Source organism: Neobacillus sp. DFD-2R (assembly GCF_057747865.1).
Map to the genome: position 1 here is coordinate 1,721,458 of NZ_CM173228.1, position 17,062 is coordinate 1,738,519.

At 36.4% G+C, this 17,062-nt stretch carries 20 protein-coding genes; 16 read left to right on the plus strand and 4 right to left on the minus strand.

The window, feature by feature from the left end; all coding sequences use genetic code 11:
• Nucleotides 1-246: 246 nt before the first annotated feature.
• From cotJC to AC3ANV_RS08515, 3 genes are read right to left on the minus strand one after another with little or no spacing between them, the layout of a single operon-like run.
• Nucleotides 247-816, minus strand: a complete 570-nt coding sequence (gene cotJC, locus AC3ANV_RS08505; protein ID WP_488313195.1) for a spore coat protein CotJC — start codon at nt 814-816, stop codon at nt 247-249.
• A gap of 19 nt (nt 817-835) precedes the next feature.
• Entirely contained in the window at nt 836-1,096 is a 261-nt protein-coding gene (locus AC3ANV_RS08510) for a spore coat protein CotJB (protein WP_488313196.1), read from the minus strand.
• On the minus strand, nt 1,093-1,323 hold the full coding sequence (locus AC3ANV_RS08515; protein ID WP_488313197.1) for a spore coat associated protein CotJA: 231 nt from the start codon (nt 1,321-1,323) through the stop codon (nt 1,093-1,095). The genes AC3ANV_RS08510 and AC3ANV_RS08515 overlap by 4 nt, the downstream gene beginning before the upstream one ends.
• A gap of 145 nt (nt 1,324-1,468) precedes the next feature.
• On the opposite strand from AC3ANV_RS08515, the gene AC3ANV_RS08520 reads away from it, so the two are divergent.
• The 14 genes from AC3ANV_RS08520 (at nt 1,469) to fni (ending at nt 14,497) form a co-directional block, all read left to right on the plus strand.
• The gene (locus tag AC3ANV_RS08520; RefSeq protein WP_488313198.1) at nt 1,469-2,101 is read left to right on the plus strand and encodes a CBS domain-containing protein; all 633 of its coding nucleotides are present in this window, start codon (nt 1,469-1,471) and stop codon (nt 2,099-2,101) included.
• 150 nt (nt 2,102-2,251) lie between these two features.
• Nucleotides 2,252-3,037, plus strand: a complete 786-nt coding sequence (locus AC3ANV_RS08525; protein WP_488313199.1) for a metallophosphoesterase — start codon at nt 2,252-2,254, stop codon at nt 3,035-3,037.
• Between the two features lie 67 nt (nt 3,038-3,104).
• A complete protein-coding gene (locus AC3ANV_RS08530; RefSeq protein ID WP_488313200.1) occupies nt 3,105-4,013 on the plus strand; it encodes a MerR family transcriptional regulator in 909 nt (302 codons plus the stop codon).
• A 69-nt stretch (nt 4,014-4,082) separates the two neighbouring features.
• Nucleotides 4,083-4,664, plus strand: a complete 582-nt coding sequence (locus AC3ANV_RS08535) for a genetic competence negative regulator (RefSeq protein WP_488313201.1) — start codon at nt 4,083-4,085, stop codon at nt 4,662-4,664.
• 426 nt (nt 4,665-5,090) lie between these two features.
• On the plus strand, nt 5,091-6,368 hold the full coding sequence (locus tag AC3ANV_RS08540) for a Glu/Leu/Phe/Val family dehydrogenase (RefSeq protein ID WP_488313202.1): 1,278 nt from the start codon (nt 5,091-5,093) through the stop codon (nt 6,366-6,368).
• A 101-nt stretch (nt 6,369-6,469) separates the two neighbouring features.
• Nucleotides 6,470-7,444 carry a YpdA family putative bacillithiol disulfide reductase gene (locus AC3ANV_RS08545; RefSeq protein WP_488313203.1) on the plus strand — a complete coding sequence of 325 codons (975 nt, stop codon included), beginning with the start codon at nt 6,470-6,472 and terminating at the stop codon, nt 7,442-7,444.
• An 83-nt stretch (nt 7,445-7,527) separates the two neighbouring features.
• Complete coding sequence (gene prsW / locus AC3ANV_RS08550) at nt 7,528-8,217, plus strand: glutamic-type intramembrane protease PrsW (protein ID WP_488313204.1); 690 nt, start codon at nt 7,528-7,530, stop codon at nt 8,215-8,217.
• A 149-nt stretch (nt 8,218-8,366) separates the two neighbouring features.
• A complete protein-coding gene (sleB, locus tag AC3ANV_RS08555; RefSeq protein ID WP_488314165.1) occupies nt 8,367-9,086 on the plus strand; it encodes a spore cortex-lytic enzyme in 720 nt (239 codons plus the stop codon).
• A 13-nt stretch (nt 9,087-9,099) separates the two neighbouring features.
• Nucleotides 9,100-10,449, plus strand: a complete 1,350-nt coding sequence (gene ypeB, locus AC3ANV_RS08560; RefSeq protein ID WP_488313205.1) for a germination protein YpeB — start codon at nt 9,100-9,102, stop codon at nt 10,447-10,449.
• Between the two features lie 12 nt (nt 10,450-10,461).
• Nucleotides 10,462-10,644: a YpfB family protein gene (locus tag AC3ANV_RS08565; RefSeq protein WP_488313206.1), complete on the plus strand. Its 183-nt coding sequence runs from the start codon at nt 10,462-10,464 to the stop codon at nt 10,642-10,644.
• A gap of 219 nt (nt 10,645-10,863) precedes the next feature.
• Complete coding sequence (cmk, locus tag AC3ANV_RS08570; RefSeq protein ID WP_488313207.1) at nt 10,864-11,538, plus strand: (d)CMP kinase; 675 nt, start codon at nt 10,864-10,866, stop codon at nt 11,536-11,538.
• A gap of 2 nt (nt 11,539-11,540) precedes the next feature.
• Entirely contained in the window at nt 11,541-12,122 is a 582-nt protein-coding gene (locus AC3ANV_RS08575) for a lysophospholipid acyltransferase family protein (protein ID WP_488313208.1), read from the plus strand.
• 164 nt (nt 12,123-12,286) lie between these two features.
• A complete protein-coding gene (gene rpsA / locus AC3ANV_RS08580) occupies nt 12,287-13,426 on the plus strand; it encodes a 30S ribosomal protein S1 (RefSeq protein ID WP_488313209.1) in 1,140 nt (379 codons plus the stop codon).
• A 12-nt stretch (nt 13,427-13,438) separates the two neighbouring features.
• Nucleotides 13,439-14,497, plus strand: coding sequence for a type 2 isopentenyl-diphosphate Delta-isomerase (gene fni / locus AC3ANV_RS08585; RefSeq protein ID WP_488313210.1), 1,059 nt, complete (start codon nt 13,439-13,441; stop codon nt 14,495-14,497).
• A gap of 194 nt (nt 14,498-14,691) precedes the next feature.
• Here the strand turns inward: fni and AC3ANV_RS08590 are convergent, their stop codons facing one another.
• Nucleotides 14,692-14,835 (minus strand): YpzI family protein, encoded by a 144-nt coding sequence (locus tag AC3ANV_RS08590; RefSeq protein ID WP_488313211.1) that lies wholly within the window; start codon nt 14,833-14,835, stop codon nt 14,692-14,694.
• Nucleotides 14,836-14,941: 106 nt separating this feature from the next.
• Here AC3ANV_RS08590 and AC3ANV_RS08595 point away from each other — a divergent pair, with 106 nt between their 5' ends.
• Both AC3ANV_RS08595 and der read left to right on the plus strand, forming a co-directional pair.
• Nucleotides 14,942-15,550, plus strand: coding sequence for a YphA family membrane protein (locus AC3ANV_RS08595; RefSeq protein ID WP_488313212.1), 609 nt, complete (start codon nt 14,942-14,944; stop codon nt 15,548-15,550).
• Between the two features lie 183 nt (nt 15,551-15,733).
• Entirely contained in the window at nt 15,734-17,044 is a 1,311-nt protein-coding gene (gene der, locus AC3ANV_RS08600; protein WP_488313213.1) for a ribosome biogenesis GTPase Der, read from the plus strand.
• Nucleotides 17,045-17,062 lie beyond the last annotated feature (18 nt).

A 17,062-nucleotide genomic window follows, 5' to 3' on the forward strand; every position in this document is an offset into this window, starting at 1 on the left:
ATACAAGGTTACGTTCTTTCCCTTCAAAGTTCTTTCATCTTTAAACTTTCCATATATTTGCTTTCCGTCTATTTGCTTTTTATTCACTTGCGGACGTTCTTCAACAGTGACATAGAACTGAACTTTACTAGATGAGTAATTAATTCTCCTTTGCAGTTTAACAACATTTTTAAAAGGTGTCTGAAATATGATAGTAACCTATATAACGAAAAAATAGAAGCAGAAACAAACTGCTTCTAAATTTCATTAAAAGATTTTCTTCCGATCCCGTTCTTCTTTTAGTATTTCCACAGCTTCCCGGAAACGTTGAGAATGAATGATTTCACGTTCTCGTAAAAAGCGCAGACTGTCATTGATATCGGGGTCATCGCTTAAATTAATTAACCATTGATAGGTGGCTCTTGCTTTTTCTTCTGCAGCTATATCTTCATACAAATCAGCAATGGGGTCTCCTTTTGCTGCGATATAGGAGGCTGTCCATGGAACTCCGGAAGCATTTTGATAGAATAAGGCACCGTCATGGTTTGCATAGTGATCACCAAGACCGGCAGCCTTCATTTGCTCCGGGGTAGCATCTTTCGTTAATTTATATACCATTGTTGCAATCATTTCAAGGTGGGCAAACTCTTCTGTCCCAATATCCGTAAGTAATCCAATTACTTTATCAGGAATCGTGTATCTTTGATTTAAATATCGTAAGGCTGCGGCAAGTTCTCCATCTGCTCCTCCATATTGTTCGATTAAATATTTGGCCAATGTTGGATTACAAATACTGACACGAACAGGATATTGTAGTTTTTTTTCATAAACCCACATTCACATCTTACCTCCCTTTTTAAACCTGCCATGGCCATGGGGTGTCAGACCAGTTCCAAGGGTAACCGGAATAACTTTTACCATATTGCAATAACGGACCAAATTGGCTTTCGAATGCTTTTTTTAGCTGTTTTCTTTCTTTTGCATAATGGTTAAATTGGTTGATGGCCTCGACGTCATCAGGATGGGTATCTAAGTATAGAGTCAGCTCGACTAATACAAAGTCAACAGCCTGAAGTTGTTCCATCAAGTGATAGTATTCTGCAGGGACCTGTTTCATGTCGGCAGCCCCCCTTGGGCCTTTTCTTGTGCATTGAAGTATGGGTCATAAAAATCTTTCCATAATGTTCCGTATTTTAGTGCTTCTAAAGGTGAAAATTGAGGAAGATTTGGCGGTTGAAATCCGATATATAAATGAGGCGGAGTTGAAAAAGTTTTTTCTAAAATCGGCTTGCAGGGGTCAAATGGACTCGCATAAGAATGATAGGATTTATGATGTGTAAACATTGTAGCCCTCCCTAAACTCAACATCATTAAATAATATGGAAGTTTTTCTTTATTCATGACACAAATCTTTTATAAAAAAGAGGTTAATTGGGGATGTTGTTGAAGTATAATATGGAGGAAGGAATATTGCTATGGGGTGATTGTTTTGTTCGTGAAAAATATTATGATTCCTAAGCATGAATGCTTTACTGCTCAACAAGATGAAACCTTGAAAACTGCTTTAGAAAAATTAGAAACTCATCAAATTGATGGCTTGCCTGTGTTGCAAGGTGAGCTGTATATAGGGGTTGTAACAAGGTTCAACATTTATGCTAACTATTTCCTTTCTAATAAGCCAAAAGGTGACTATTTAAATTCTACATTTGTTAAAGATATTGCTACACACCAAGATAAGTTTTTAGAAGGATGGGAGCTTTTTGAAAAAACACTACTTGATTTAAAGGATTTCCCATTATTAGCTGTAGTTGATTCAAGTCGCCATTTTCTTGGTGTTGTAACACGTTCCGATGTTCTAAGTTCCTTCCAAAGTGCATTTGGCGTTAATCGCCCCGGTGTTAGAATCGCTTTTACATCTGTTGAAACAGAAGGGAGAATTGCACGGCTTTCCGAAATTGCCCATCACTTCCACGAACATATAATTTCACTTGTTACCTTCGATGAAACAGATAAACTTGTACGAAGAATTGTTATGAAGATAGAGAAAAAGGACAATATTGACCGCTTTACGAAAAAACTTGAAGAACACGGATTCCGGATTTTAAGTATACAAGAAGACTAGTAAGAATTATTTAGGGAAAGAATTTAGATCCTTCTCATACTATGTATGGGAGGGATTTTTATCTTGGCTGCTTTTTTAGTTTATGTATTCTTTATGGTATGATTTTCGTATCATATAAAGAAATAATCCGTAAAAAAGGGGAAACAAAAAATGGTTATTTTTATCCTATTGGTGTTACTTATTGGAGCCTGTCTCCTTTTATTTATGTTAAGGGAGGCATTTCTTAATAAAGTGGTTGAACTTGATATGTTTTTCAGTGATTTTCCTGATTCATTTAAAAAAGTCTCGATATTTTTTATTTCTGATATACACAGAAGGAGCATTTCGGATAAGGTGATTCAAAAAGTTAAAGGGAAGGCGGATATGGTTATTATCGGAGGGGATTTAACAGAGAAAGGAGTCCCTTTTGAAAGAGTGACAGAGAATCTGAAAAAATTAAAGAAAGTTGGCCCGGTGTATTTTGTTTGGGGCAACAATGATTATGAAGTCGACTTTCATGAATTAGATGCCATTCTTTTGGATAATGGGATAAAAGTTTTAGATAATACGTCTGTTACATTTGAATCTTCCAGAGGGGAAAAACTTTGCTTGCTGGGTGTGGATGACCTTAATCAGAAACGGGACCGGCTTGACTTAGCACTTTTAGACGCTGAAATTAATAGCTTTAAGATATTGGTAAGCCACTATCCGCGAATTACCGAAAAAATTCTCCCGGAACACAACATCCGTTTAGTTTTAAGTGGACATACCCATGGAGGTCAAATACATATTTTTGGATATAGCCCATATGAAAAAGGAAAAATAAAAAAATTAAAAAATACAACGTTATTAATTAGTAATGGCTACGGAACAACAGCGATTCCTTTAAGGCTTGGGGCTCCTGCAGAATGCCATTTAATTACACTGAAACATAATCAAACCGATCATCCTCTTTAATTTATATGTGAGTTATCATGTGTATAACTTGTAAAAGAAGTGTTTTGTAAAATCGGAGGAGAATTGAATGGAATGTCAGGAAGGAAAGTATAATATTAAAGCTGCGTCAAAAATGTTAGGGATTCAACCCGGTACACTAAGGGCGTGGGAAAGAAGATATCAAATGGTCGCCCCTATTCGGAATGAATCAGGGCATCGGCTATATACGGATGACCATATTAAAATTCTTAAATGGCTGATTAAGAAGATGAATCAAGGATTTAGTATTAGTCAGGCGGTGTCCTTACTTGAAAATAACGAGCTGTTATCTGATGGCCTTATTGCGAAAGAAGGGGATCAAATTACCGGTATGTCAGAAGAGCTTTTGGATTCGTTAATAAATTTTAATGAATTAAAAGCACAAGAAATTATTAATACATTATTTAGTCTGTTTACAATTGAAAAAGTAATGTTTGATATTTTTGTCCCCTTGCTAAAAAAAATAGGTGAGCTTTGGGAATTACGTAAAATAACTAGCGCCCATGAACATTTCGCATCTTCAATTATACGAACAAAAATTGGAATGATTTTTTACAGTTCACCGCAAAATCCATATCTTCCAAAAGCAGTTGCGGTTTGCAGCCCGGGAGAATCCCATGATATTGGTCTGTTAATGTTTTCTTTGGTTCTACGGCAAAAAGGATTTGATGTGGTTTATTTAGGGGCTGGTATTGCAGAAGAAGACTTAAATGAGGCATTAAAAAAGATTCACCCAAACTTTTTATTTATCTCCTGCACGATGAATGGAAATTTGGCAAATTTGTTGTCCCTTGTAAATAGTATCAAATTAAACTTTAAAAATCTTAAAATTGGTATTGGCGGTTATGCGATTAATACAATGAAACAGTCAGAAAAAGAGCAGTTTTCTGCTTTTATTGTTGGACAAACTTGGTCGGAATGGGAAAAGTGGTTACCTACCCGGGTCGGAATGATATAGACAATTCACCAACAGACTTCTTCGACATACACTGAAAATAAGAGTTATGTCACGGCAGGGGGCAAAAGCATGCGCTTAGAACGCTTAACAGCCAATAAAATAAAAATTTTTTTAACCTCTGATGATTTATTTGAAAGGGGACTTTCCAAGGAAGATATTTGGAAGGACTCAATTAAATGGCATCAGCTCTTTCATGATATGCTGGAAGAGGCAAGCGAGGAATTTGATGTTGATATACAGGGGTCAGTAGCAGTTGAAATTTTCTCGTTACAGGCTCAAGGAATGATTATGATTATTACGGTTGATGAAGTGACAGAAGATGAAGAGATTTTATATGATGGATTCATTGAAATGCAAGTTAGAGTTGAGGGCCTTGATGACCTCTTATATGAATTTGAAAGCTTTGAGGATATCATTGAACTTTCCAAAAGATTATTCGCAATTAATATATGCGGTGGCAGTCTATATTCAATGAACAGCCGTTATTATTTCCAACTGAATAAATTAGATCCATTAAAAATCGAGGCATCAGCCTCCTTATTATCAGAATATGGAAATCCCTCGATTCTTAGCTCTTATGTACTTGCGGAATATGGTAAAAAAATAATTGAAAATACAGCGGTGGAAACTATTCTTCATTTTTTTAAATAGGCTAATTAAGATAAAGTCCTTGCAGAGTGGCCCACCGCCCCTTTGTTTTTTATTAAGGCTCTTTTCGTAAACTTTGTTGCTTTTGAAGCTTAATAAAATTCATTTACAAAGTTTCTAGGCAATTTTCGCAAATGTTCTTACGAAAAGATGCCACGAAGCTTCTAATTATACGGGTTGATAAATTTAAACGAAAAACAACAATCTATGCGAAAATAGCCTTTATTAACTAAAAATAAGTCTCTCTTTGAAAATGAATCTTTCCTATTTTATAATTAACCTATTAGAAGGGTGATGGCAACGTTTACATAAATTGATCTAAAACATATAAAAAGTGAATATTTCATCTTGCATAAATTGTTTAAAGGTGTATACTTGTGACTGAAAGCGGACAACATTCGTAAAAGAGATTTTTTAGGAGGTTTACAAATGGTAGCCGAAAAAAGTACTGAAAAAACTAATCAAGGGGAAACAAATGATGTGTTAAAATCAACACAAACTGTTATTCATAAAGCCCTTGAGAAGTTAGGTTATCCTGAAGAAGTATACGAGCTTTTGAAAGAGCCGTTACGTATGATGACAGTGAAAATTCCAATCAGAATGGATGACGGTTCTATTAAAATATTTACTGGTTACCGTGCCCAGCATAATGATGCAGTTGGACCGACAAAAGGTGGTATTCGTTTCCATCCCGGAGTGACAGAGACAGAAGTGAAAGCCCTTTCAATATGGATGAGCTTGAAATGCGGCATTGTTGATCTTCCTTATGGCGGCGGGAAAGGCGGAATTGTTTGTGACCCGCGTGACATGTCTTTTAGAGAACTAGAAAGATTAAGCCGTGGATATGTAAGAGCGATAAGCCAAATCGTTGGACCAACGAAGGACATTCCTGCACCGGATGTATTTACAAATTCGCAAATTATGGCATGGATGATGGATGAATACAGCAGAATCGATGAATTTAATTCACCTGGATTTATAACCGGTAAGCCGCTTGTACTTGGAGGATCACATGGCCGTGAATCTGCAACAGCGAAAGGTGTAACGATCTGTATCCGCGAAGCAGCTAAAAAGCGGGGAATTAACATTGAGGGTGCAAGGGTTGTTGTACAAGGTTTTGGTAATGCCGGAAGCTATTTATCAAAATTCATGCACGACGCCGGTGCGAAAGTAATTGGTATTTCAGATGCTTATGGTGCTTTGTATGATCCAAATGGACTTGATATTGATTATCTATTAGATAGACGAGATAGTTTTGGTACTGTTACAAAATTATTTAATAATACAATTTCAAATAAAGAATTACTTGAACTTGATTGCGATATTCTTGTTCCTGCTGCGATTGAAAATCAAATTACAGCAGAAAATGCTCATAATATTCGTGCAAGCATCGTTGTTGAGGCTGCTAATGGTCCGACTACATTAGAAGGAACAGAGATTCTAACTGAGCGTGGGATTTTATTAGTACCTGACGTACTTGCATCTGCAGGAGGAGTTACCGTTTCATACTTTGAGTGGGTACAAAATAACCAAGGTTATTATTGGACAGAAGAAGAAGTTGAAGAGAAACTTGAGAAGGTAATGGTTAAATCCTTTAAGAATATTTATGACACAGCACAAACACGTCGTGTTGATATGCGCCTTGCCGCTTATATGGTTGGGGTAAGAAAAATGGCAGAAGCAAGTCGCTTTAGAGGCTGGATTTAAAAGCTTATCATTGAAACATAATAAAAAAACTCCTATCATAGCGATAGGAGTTTTTTTATTAAACATTATTTATCATGAGAGTTCTAAGGAGTGAAATTATTTTGCAAATAGAAGATATCATTATTGTCGGAGGAGGACCATGTGGTTTAGCTGCGGCCATTTCTTTAAAGGAAATTGGAAAAAATCCTCTTATTATTGAAAAAGGGAATGTTGTAAATGCAATTTACCACTATCCCACCCATCAAACATTTTTTAGTACAAGTGAAAAGTTAGAAATTGGCGAAGTACCCTTTATTACCGAAAACTATAAACCAAAACGAAATCAGGCATTGGTATATTACCGTGATGTAGTAAAAAGAAAAAAGCTGCGTATAAATGCGTTTGAAAAAGTAACAAAGGTGTTAATGCAGCAGGATGGAATTTTCCAAGTTATCACTGATAAAATTTCCTATTTTACCCGATATGTAGTAATCGCAACAGGCTATTACGATCATCCGAATTATATGAATGTTCCAGGTGAGGAGCTTCCAAAGGTTTTCCATTATTTTAAAGAAGGACATCCTTATTTTGATAAAGATGTTTGTGTAATTGGCGGAAAAAATTCAAGTGTTGATGCAGCGCTTGAGCTCGTTAAAGCAGGGGCAAGAGTAACAGTTTTATATCGAGGGAATGAATATTCACCAAGCATCAAGCCATGGATTCTTCCGGAATTTGAAGCTTTAGTACGAAATGAAACGATTGTGATGGAATTTAATGCAAATGTAAAAGAAATTACGGAAAATCAAGTGATTTTTCTTAAAGATGGAGAACAAAAGGCGATCCCTAATGATTTTGTATTTGCAATGACGGGGTACCATCCTGACCATCAATTTCTAAAAACAATGGGAATCCATATTGATGAAGAAACGGGAAGACCTATTTTTAATTCCAATACAATGGAAACAAATGTACAAAATGTTTATATTGCCGGTGTGATTGCCGCAGGCAATAATGCAAACGAAATATTTATTGAGAATGGCAGATTTCATGGCGGACAAATTGCAAAATCGATTTTAGGAAAAGAAACCAAAGAGTGAAAGGATGAGGAAAAGAATCTTTCATTTTCAATATGTACGTTACATGGTACGATTAAGAAAATGGGTAGAAAAGAGGATCTCTCATGCTGGGAATATTAACAGCCGGAATTGCCCCCGGGCTGGCTTTACTAAGTTATTTTTATTTAAAAGATGAATATGAATCAGAGCCAATATCTTTTGTTCTTAGGACATTTTTGTATGGAGCTCTCCTTGTGTTTCCGATAATGTTTATCCAGCATGTACTCATGACGGAACATTTGATTAAATCTGAAATAATGGATGCATTTCTAAGCTCAAGCTTACTTGAAGAATTTTTTAAGTGGTTCATCCTTTTTTATGCAGTTTACCAGCATGTAGAATTTGATGAACCCTTCGATGGAATTGTCTATGGTGTCGCTGTTTCACTCGGGTTTGCTACAATAGAAAATATATTTTATTTAATTGCAAATGGGATTGAGCATGCCATGACACGTGCGTTACTTCCTGTTTCCAGTCATGCTCTTTTTGGCGTAATCATGGGCTTTTATATTGGAAAGGCTAAATTTACTGACGGTAATAAAGCTAAATGGGTAATCCTTTCCTTATTATTGCCCTTTTTACTTCACGGTTTTTATGATTTTATTCTATTATCACAAGAACATTGGATTTTTATTATTTTTCTTTTTATGATTTTCCTCTGGTGGTTTGGTTTAAGAAAGGTGAAAATGGCAAAAATTCTAAGCGCAAAGCATATGAAAAAACAATATCCAGTTCAAAAAAACCTTCAATCTTAATGAAGGTTTTTTTGTTAGTACGATTAAGAATAAAATTTCCATTAAAACAAAAAATAGGTTTACTGCTAAAAAGATTTACATTTGGGGGTTACTATTCCATGAAAAAGAAAAAAATCCTACTAAAATCGCTCATACTATTCTCCGTTTGTATGATGCCTTTTTTATTTCTGCAAAGTAAGAAGGCAGATGCTTTTACCAATCAGGTAATCCAACAAGGTGCTGTTGGTAAAGATGTGATCGAACTTCAATCAAGGCTTAAATATATTGGCTATTATCATGGGAAAATTGATGGAGTCTTCGGGTGGAGCACTTATTGGGCATTAAGAAACTTTCAATATGAATTCGGTCTGCCAATTGATGGACTAGCCGGAGCCACAGCAAAAGCAAAACTGGTAAAGGCGACTAAATATAATGAACAGTTTGTAAAAAGCCAAATAAAAAATGGAAATTCTCCTGCTCCAAAGATACAGAAATCCCCGAAAAATGCAACTGCTTCAAATATTCCAAATGGTTTTTCAACTAATGATATCCAACTAATGGCAAATGCTGTTTATGGAGAATCAAGAGGAGAACCATTTACAGGTCAAGTAGCAGTGGCAGCGGTTATTCTCAATCGAATAAACAGTTCATCGTTTCCAAACACAGTTTCAGGGGTTATTTTTCAACCGGGGGCCTTTACAGCGGTCGCTGATGGGCAAATATGGCTTACACCAAATGAAACTGCGAAGAAAGCCGTTATTGATGCGATAAATGGTTGGGATCCGACAGGGGAAGCATTGTATTATTTCAATCCGGCAACTGCAACAAGCCCGTGGATTTGGGGAAGACCGCAAATCAAAAGAATTGGAAAACACATATTTTGTAAATAAAGGGGTGAAGAAATTGATAAGAGGAATGTTAATTGGTGTTCTTTCATTAGGTATTGCAGGAACGGCCTATTGGGGCTATCAAGAACACCAAGAAAAAAATGCAATTCTATTAAACGCAGAAAATAATTACCAGCGTGCATTTCATGATCTATCCTATCAGATGGATTTATTGCACGATAAAATAGGAACCACTCTAGCGATGAACTCAAGAAACTCATTGTCCCCATCCTTAGCAGAGGTTTGGAGAATCACTTCACAAGCACATAGTGATGTTGGGCAGCTGCCGTTATCATTATTACCCTTTAATAAAACTGAAGAATTCTTGTCCAGTATCGGAAACTTCAGTTATCGTACAGCAATAAGAGATTTGGATAAAACTCCTTTATCAAATCAGGAATATGGCGCATTAAAAGTTCTTTACAAGCAATCCGGTGATATCCAAAACGAACTCCGAAACGTACAGCATATGGTTCTTAAAAAGAACCTGCGGTGGATGGATGTGGAATTGGCTCTAGCATCCGGTAAAGAAATGACAGATAACACCATTATTGACGGATTTAAAACAGTTGAGAAAACCGCTTCAGGCTATGACGAAACACAGTTTGGGCCGACCTTTGCAAATATGCAAAAAAAGGATGAAAACTATAATAATGTACAAGGTAAAGTAATCTCAAGCCAAGATGCCATAAATATTGCAAAAAAATTTATAAGGTTTGACCGGAATGCCAAAGTCAAAGTAACTGAAAATGGAAAAGGTTCTGATTATGGGTTTTATAGTGTTTCATTAGAAAATAAACAAACCGGGCAAGAAGCTAGTATGGATATAACTAAAAAAGGCGGCCATCCGATTTGGTTTATCAATCAACGAGATGTAAAAAAACAAGCAATCAGCTTAAATGATGCCAGTAAGAGGGCGACAGCTTTTATAATGGGAGCAGGGTATCGTAACCTTGAATTGTTTGAAAGTACCCAATATGACAATATAGGAGTATTCAATTTTGTTACTAAAATAAACAATATTAGAGTCTATACTGAATCTATAAAAGTGAAAGTCGCACTGGATAATGGAAGTATTAATGGTTTTTCTGCTGAAGAATATTTAAAGACACACCATAATAGAACAATGCAAACACCAAAAATATCGGTAGCACAAGCACGAAACAAGGTGAATCCAAACTTTAAAGTGATGGAGGATCGGCAGGCAATTATTTTAAATGATTTAAATCAGGAAGTTTTATGCTACGAATTCCTTGGTACAATTGGTGAGGATACGTATCGAATATTTATTAATGCAGAGAGCGGAATTGAGGAAAAAGTTCAAAAGCTAAAAAATGTGGAGGCTACTTATCAGGACGTTTTATAAGGATGTGATGATATGAAGGTGGTAGAAAGGATCTTAATAAAAATCGTGATCATCCAGTTTGTCTTTCTTCTTTTAGCACAGCTTTTTTTTCATCAATTAAATATATTTCCGCAATTAGATCGGTTAACTAAATATGAAGGTGTGACTGAAAATACCTTTACTGAAATTCTCCAAACCTTTCTTGTGGACAAATAAAAGCAGGCCTTCCTGCTTTCTTTTTTTATTAAAGGCTATGTTAAATCTCATTGTTGATTTTGCTTACTATGTTGATTGGAGCGGAAATCAACAGGCAAGTTTAACATAGCCTATTAAAAAACATTTTAAAATGTTAAAAAAAAGAGGCAATCGAAAATCTTATGGTAAAATAAATTATATAAACAGATGAGACGAACACGATGTGTATTAGGAGGATTTATGGAAAAGAAATTATCAATCGCCATTGACGGTCCAGCTGCTGCCGGGAAAAGTACAGTAGCAAAAATTGTAGCAGAAAAATTATCTTACATATATATTGATACAGGTGCCATGTATCGGGCCTTGACATATAAAGCGCTAACTAATCATCTTAACCTTGAAAAGGAAGAACCGTTATTAAACACACTTTTAGCCACAGAAATAGAACTTCTTCCTTCTGAAAATGGCCAATTAGTTTATCTCGATCACCGGGATGTAACAAATGAAATCCGTTCTTCTTTAGTAACCAATTCTGTTTCAATTGTATCAAAACATCAAAAGGTACGTGAAGAAATGGTGAGAAGACAACAGGGTTTTGCAACGGAAGGCGGAGTAGTAATGGATGGAAGAGATATCGGGACCCATGTACTGCCGGGTGCAGAGGTAAAAATATTCTTACTTGCCAGTGTTGATGAAAGAGCGATCCGACGTCATACAGAAAATCTGCAAAAAGGATTCCTATCTGATTTAGAAAAATTAAAAGAAGAAATTGCCCGTAGGGATAAAATTGATTCTGAAAGAGAAGTTGCTCCATTAAAAAAAGCCGATGATGCAATAGAAATTGACACAACATCTTTGACCATTCCTGAAGTAGTAGAAAAAATTATGGGGCTTATTCACGAAAGGATTGGATGATTGTGACGTTTTATCAATTTGCAAAGTCTGTTGTTTATGGGATTTTTAAACCATGGTACAGGATAGAAGCTTTAGGTGTGGAGAATTTTCCTAAAGAAGGTGGAGTGCTTCTTTGCGCCAATCATATCTCTAATTTAGATCCTATCGTAGTAGGAATTATGATACCGAGACCTGTCCATTATATGGCAAAGGAAGAATTATTCTCTGTTCCCGTTTTCGGAAAAATCGTACGCAACTGTAATGCCTTCCCGGTTAAAAGGGGGATGAGCGATCGCGAGGCTTTAAGAAAAGGTTTAAGTGTCCTAAAGGAGGGGCATGTTTTAGGGCTTTTCCCCGAGGGCCACAGGAGTAAAACAGGTGAACTGCAAAAAGGGCTGGCGGGTGCAGGTTTTTTTGCATTAAAATCCGACGCTTACGTTGTCCCTTGTGCGATTATCGGTCCGTATAAAAGTTTCCGGAAATTAAAAGTAGTATACGGTCCTCCAATAGATATGAAAGAGATAAGGACTAAGAAAACTTCAGCAGAACAAACGACTGAATTAATTATGTCAGAAATTCATAAACTTATTAAAGAGCATCGATAGGTTGTACTTGACAAAATAAGCTATTTATAAGAAGTTTATTAAAAGAAGTTTTTTTTGAATATTCTTTAGTTTTTTAAAGTTACGTTTTATATGGGGTGTATGCGCGGCATGCACCACATCATATATTTTATTTTTAGTAGTAGTTGGATTAAGGAGGAGTACATATGTCGGAAGATATGAATCAAGTAGAAGTAAGAAGTTTTGAAATCGGTGACAATGTAATTGGACAAGTTACAAAAGTTGAAGAAAAACAGGTGCTTGTAAATATTCAGGATAGCAAACTGGATGGAATTATACCAATTAGTGAACTTTCAAGCCTCCATATTGAAAAAGCCTCAGATGTTGTAGCTGTGGGGGAGGAATTGGAGCTTGAAATTTTAAAGGTAGAAGAGGATGCTTTAATTCTTTCAAAAAGGAAAGTGGATGCTGTAAAAGCTTGGGAGAATTTAGAAAAGCAATTCCAAAGCGGTGAAGTTTTTGAAACGGAAGTAAAGGATGTAGTAAAAGGCGGGCTAGTGGTCGACCTTGGTGTTCGCGGATTTGTTCCGGCTTCTCTAGTTGAAGCTCATTTTGTCGAGGATTTTTCTGAATATAAAGGTCGCAAGCTTACTTTTAAAATTGTTGAACTTGATAAAGAGAAAAACCGTCTAATTCTGTCTCATCGTGCTGTTGTTGAGGCGGAAAAAGGAAAACAAAAACAAAATATTCTTGATTCCATACATGTTGGGCAAGTTATTGAAGGTAAAGTGCAAAGAATTACTGATTTTGGCGCTTTTGTTGATATTGGCGGCATTGACGGGCTTGTTCATATTTCACAATTATCTTATGAACACGTGAATAAACCGTCGGATGTAGTTCAAGAAGGACAAAAAGTCCAAGTGAAAATTTTAAATGTTGACCGTGATAATGAACGAATTTCTTTGTCAATTAAAGAAACTCTGCCAGGACCTTGGTCAAATCTTTCTGAAAAAGCACCAAAAGGAAGTATTTTAAACGGGACTGTGAGAAGGTTAGTATCCTACGGTGCATTTGTTGAAGTTTTCCCTGGTGTTGAAGGTTTAGTTCATATTTCTCAAATTGCTCATAAACATATTGGAACACCGCATGAAGTTTTGAAAGAAGGACAAGAAGTAAAAGTGAAAGTTCTTGAAGCAAACGAACATGATCAGCGCCTTTCATTAAGCATTAAAGAACTTCTAGAAAAAGATGCTGAAGAAAATTTTGATTACGAGCTTCCGGAAGAATCAAAAGGCTTTCAGCTTGGCGAAGTAATTGGAGATAAATTAAAGAATCTAAGAAAATAATGGTGATTTTTAGTGTCTAGATCTGAACGGAAATGGGACCATATTCGCTTTGCATTAGATAATGGGCAGGAACGCAGGTCAGCTTTCAATGATATCCAATTCATTCACCAAAGCTTACCGAATATCAATGTGTCCGATATTCGATTAGACCATTCAATTGGCGAACTTTCTTTAAGTTCGCCAATTTTTATCAATGCGATGACAGGTGGGGGCGGCGAAAAAACCTTTCAAATTAACAAAGAGCTGGCAAAAGTAGCGAATCACACTGGTTTGGCCATGGCGGTCGGCTCCCAGATGTCTGCTTTAAAAGATAAAAATGAAAGATATACGTATGAGGTTGTCCGAAAAGAGAATCCAAATGGTGTATTGATAGCCAATTTGGGAAGCGAAGCAAAGCCGGATGATGCCAAAATGGCAATTCAAATGATTGAAGCTAATGCTCTACAAATTCATCTAAATGTGATTCAAGAATTGACTATGCCTGAAGGTGATCGGGATTTTACAGGGGCTTTAAGGAGAATCGAAGCCATTGTTAAGACTGTGAATGTACCTGTAATTGTAAAAGAAGTAGGTTTTGGAATGTGCAAAGAAACAGTGGAATTACTTTCATCAGTCGGAGTTACTGCTGTCGATGTCGGCGGTTTTGGCGGTACAAATTTTGCAGAAATAGAAAATAAACGCAGGGAGAAATCATTCGCCTTTTTTAATCAATGGGGCATTCCTTCTGCTATTTCAATTATTGAAGCAGCCGTCACTTCCGAAAGGGTATCTGTTATTGGCTCGGGTGGATTCGTTTCAGCTATTGATATAGCAAAAGGATTAGCTTTAGGTGCAGATGCCATTGGCGTTGCCGGCTATTTCTTGCGAATACTTGTTGAGGATGGAATTGAAGCATTACTAGAAGAAATTAAAACAGTTCATAATGAATTATCTGTGATTATGACCGCATTAGGGGCAAAGACTATTTCTGATTTAAAAAGGGCACCGGTAATCATCTCCGGAAACACCCACCATTGGCTGGATCAACGGGGAATAAATACTAAAAGGTATAGTCAGCGCACCATAAAGTAAAAGCTCTCGCAACAAGCGAGAGCTTTTTCGCATTATAAGAAATTATAAATTTTTGACTTTGAGAATTGTCCAGCTCCAGCGCCTAGGGGCTCGGGGTCATAAGCCAATCCGTCCTGAAGGTTAAAAAGCAACCTTCAAGCCGGCTCGTCTTATGCCTGTCGCCCCTGAGCAAGGCGCTTCCGCTTTTCTTATTATCAGTCAGACTTAGAATCATTTAAAGATCTTGCTTCTTCAGGGCTTTGGAGTTTTGTTGCTCCAGGGTAATGTAATGCTTGATCACGATCAGATTCAACCTGTCTACTCGCTTTTAACTTTTTTTCTTGACGGTCTCTTCCCATTTCAACACCTCCTCTTTATAAGATGATTCACTGTGTAAAGATTATACAGGGAAGTATGAAAGTACATAAAGAATACCAATAATAGGGATAATAGGAGGTGGATAGTATGGAAGGTGCTATGTTTTATTGGATTAGTTGGGTATTTTGGGTTTATTTCACATTCATTTTAAATAAGCAAAACCCATATCGATTAAAACTTGCAGCTGCCGTTTTAACAGTCATTATTCTTTCAAATGTACATTTTATGGTTAGAAGCTTTGAAGTTTTTGCAAGTGGATTATTCTTGTTATTCCTGTCCTATCTCTTCATAGGCAAGGAAACTCGAGGTGCAATGATTTATTTTTTTATTTGTTCATTTATTGTGTCAATTGCCTATGTTACCTTCCATTTATTTGAGATTTTTGATCCTGTCTGGATTATCTTTAAAAAAGAATGGATGATGGGGATTTTCTTTGGATATTTATCTATTCTTTTGCAAAAAACATTAAAAGGAAGATTATTAATTATTGTGAGTGGTACCATGCAGGGAGAAATCTTATATGCCTACATTTTAAGTAAGTATCAATTTCCCTATTCCATCGGAGATTTTGCTTATCTTGATGTTTGTGCGTTAATTTCTGCTTTAATTGTAGGGTGGAGCAGCCTTGAAAATGCGGGACATTTCTTTCAAACTCATTTTAATTTCATTGAAAAAGGTAAGCAAAAATCTTCTTGAGTTTTCCAATATTGACAATGTTTCCATTGCAGTAGAGGATTAATATTTGTTACACTAATATAGTTAGACCCTTCTCGTAGTTTGAAGGGTTCTTTATCATTGGCATTTTTCACTTGATTTGCTTTAAGGATAAAACATAACAAGACGATTGTTCAATATATGAAAGAAAGGATGGCGATTTTAATGGTAAAACCCGTTATTGCCATTGTAGGACGGCCCAACGTCGGAAAATCGACTATTTTTAATAGGATTGTCGGTGAAAGAATTTCTATCGTTGAGGATATTCCAGGAGTAACACGTGATCGTATTTATAGTTCAGGAGAATGGTTAACACATGATTTTAATGTTATCGATACGGGTGGTATTGATATTGGAGATGAACCATTTTTAGAGCAAATTCGTCAGCAGGCAGAAGTAGCAATTGACGAAGCGGATGTCATTATCTTTTTAACAAACGGTAGGGAAGGGGTAACTGCCGCGGATGAAGAAGTGGCAAAAATTTTGTATAAATCTAAAAAACCAATTGTTTTGGGTGTAAACAAAATAGATAATCCTGAGATGAGAGAACAAATTTATGATTTTTATTCCTTGGGATTTGGTGAACCAATTCCTGTGTCCGGTTCACATGGGCTCGGTCTGGGAGATCTATTAGACGAAGCAGCAAAGTATTTTCCGAAAAATAGACAGCAGGATTACGAAGAAGATGTAATTAAGTTTTCCTTGATTGGTCGTCCCAACGTAGGTAAATCTTCATTAGTGAATGCTATTTTGGGCGAAGACCGCGTTATTGTCAGTAATATTGCTGGGACAACCCGTGATGCTGTGGATTCCCCTTATACGTATAACGGCCAGAAATATGTCATCATTGATACAGCCGGTATGAGGAAAAAGGGGAAAGTGTATGAAAGTACCGAAAAATATAGTGTGCTTCGGGCACTAAGGGCAATTGAACGCTCCGATGTCGTTTTAGTAGTAATAAATGCTGAAGAGGGAATTATTGAGCAGGACAAGAAAATTGCAGGGTATGCTCATGAAGCAGGAAGGGCAGTTGTTATTGTTGTAAATAAGTGGGATGCAATTGAAAAAGATGAAAAGACCATGAATGAACTCGAACAAAAGATTAGAGATCATTTCTTATTTCTAAGTTATGCTCCTATTGTCTTTTTATCAGCAAAGACTAAAAAGCGCATTCACACACTTCTTCCAATGATAAATGTAGCTAGTGAAAATCATTCGATGCGAGTAGAAACAAGTGTTTTAAATGATATTATAATGGATGCGGTAGCAATGAATCCGACTCCAACGGATAAGGGCAGACGCTTAAAAATTTATTATACAACTCAAGTTGCTATCAAACCACCGACCTTTGTTGTTTTTGTAAATGAACCGGAATTACTGCATTTTTCATATGAGCGCTTCTTAGAGAATCGAATTAGAGACTCTTTTGGGTTTGAAGGCACACCGATTAAAATATTCGCTAGAGAAAGAAAATAAGAGTAAGGTGGGAATGAC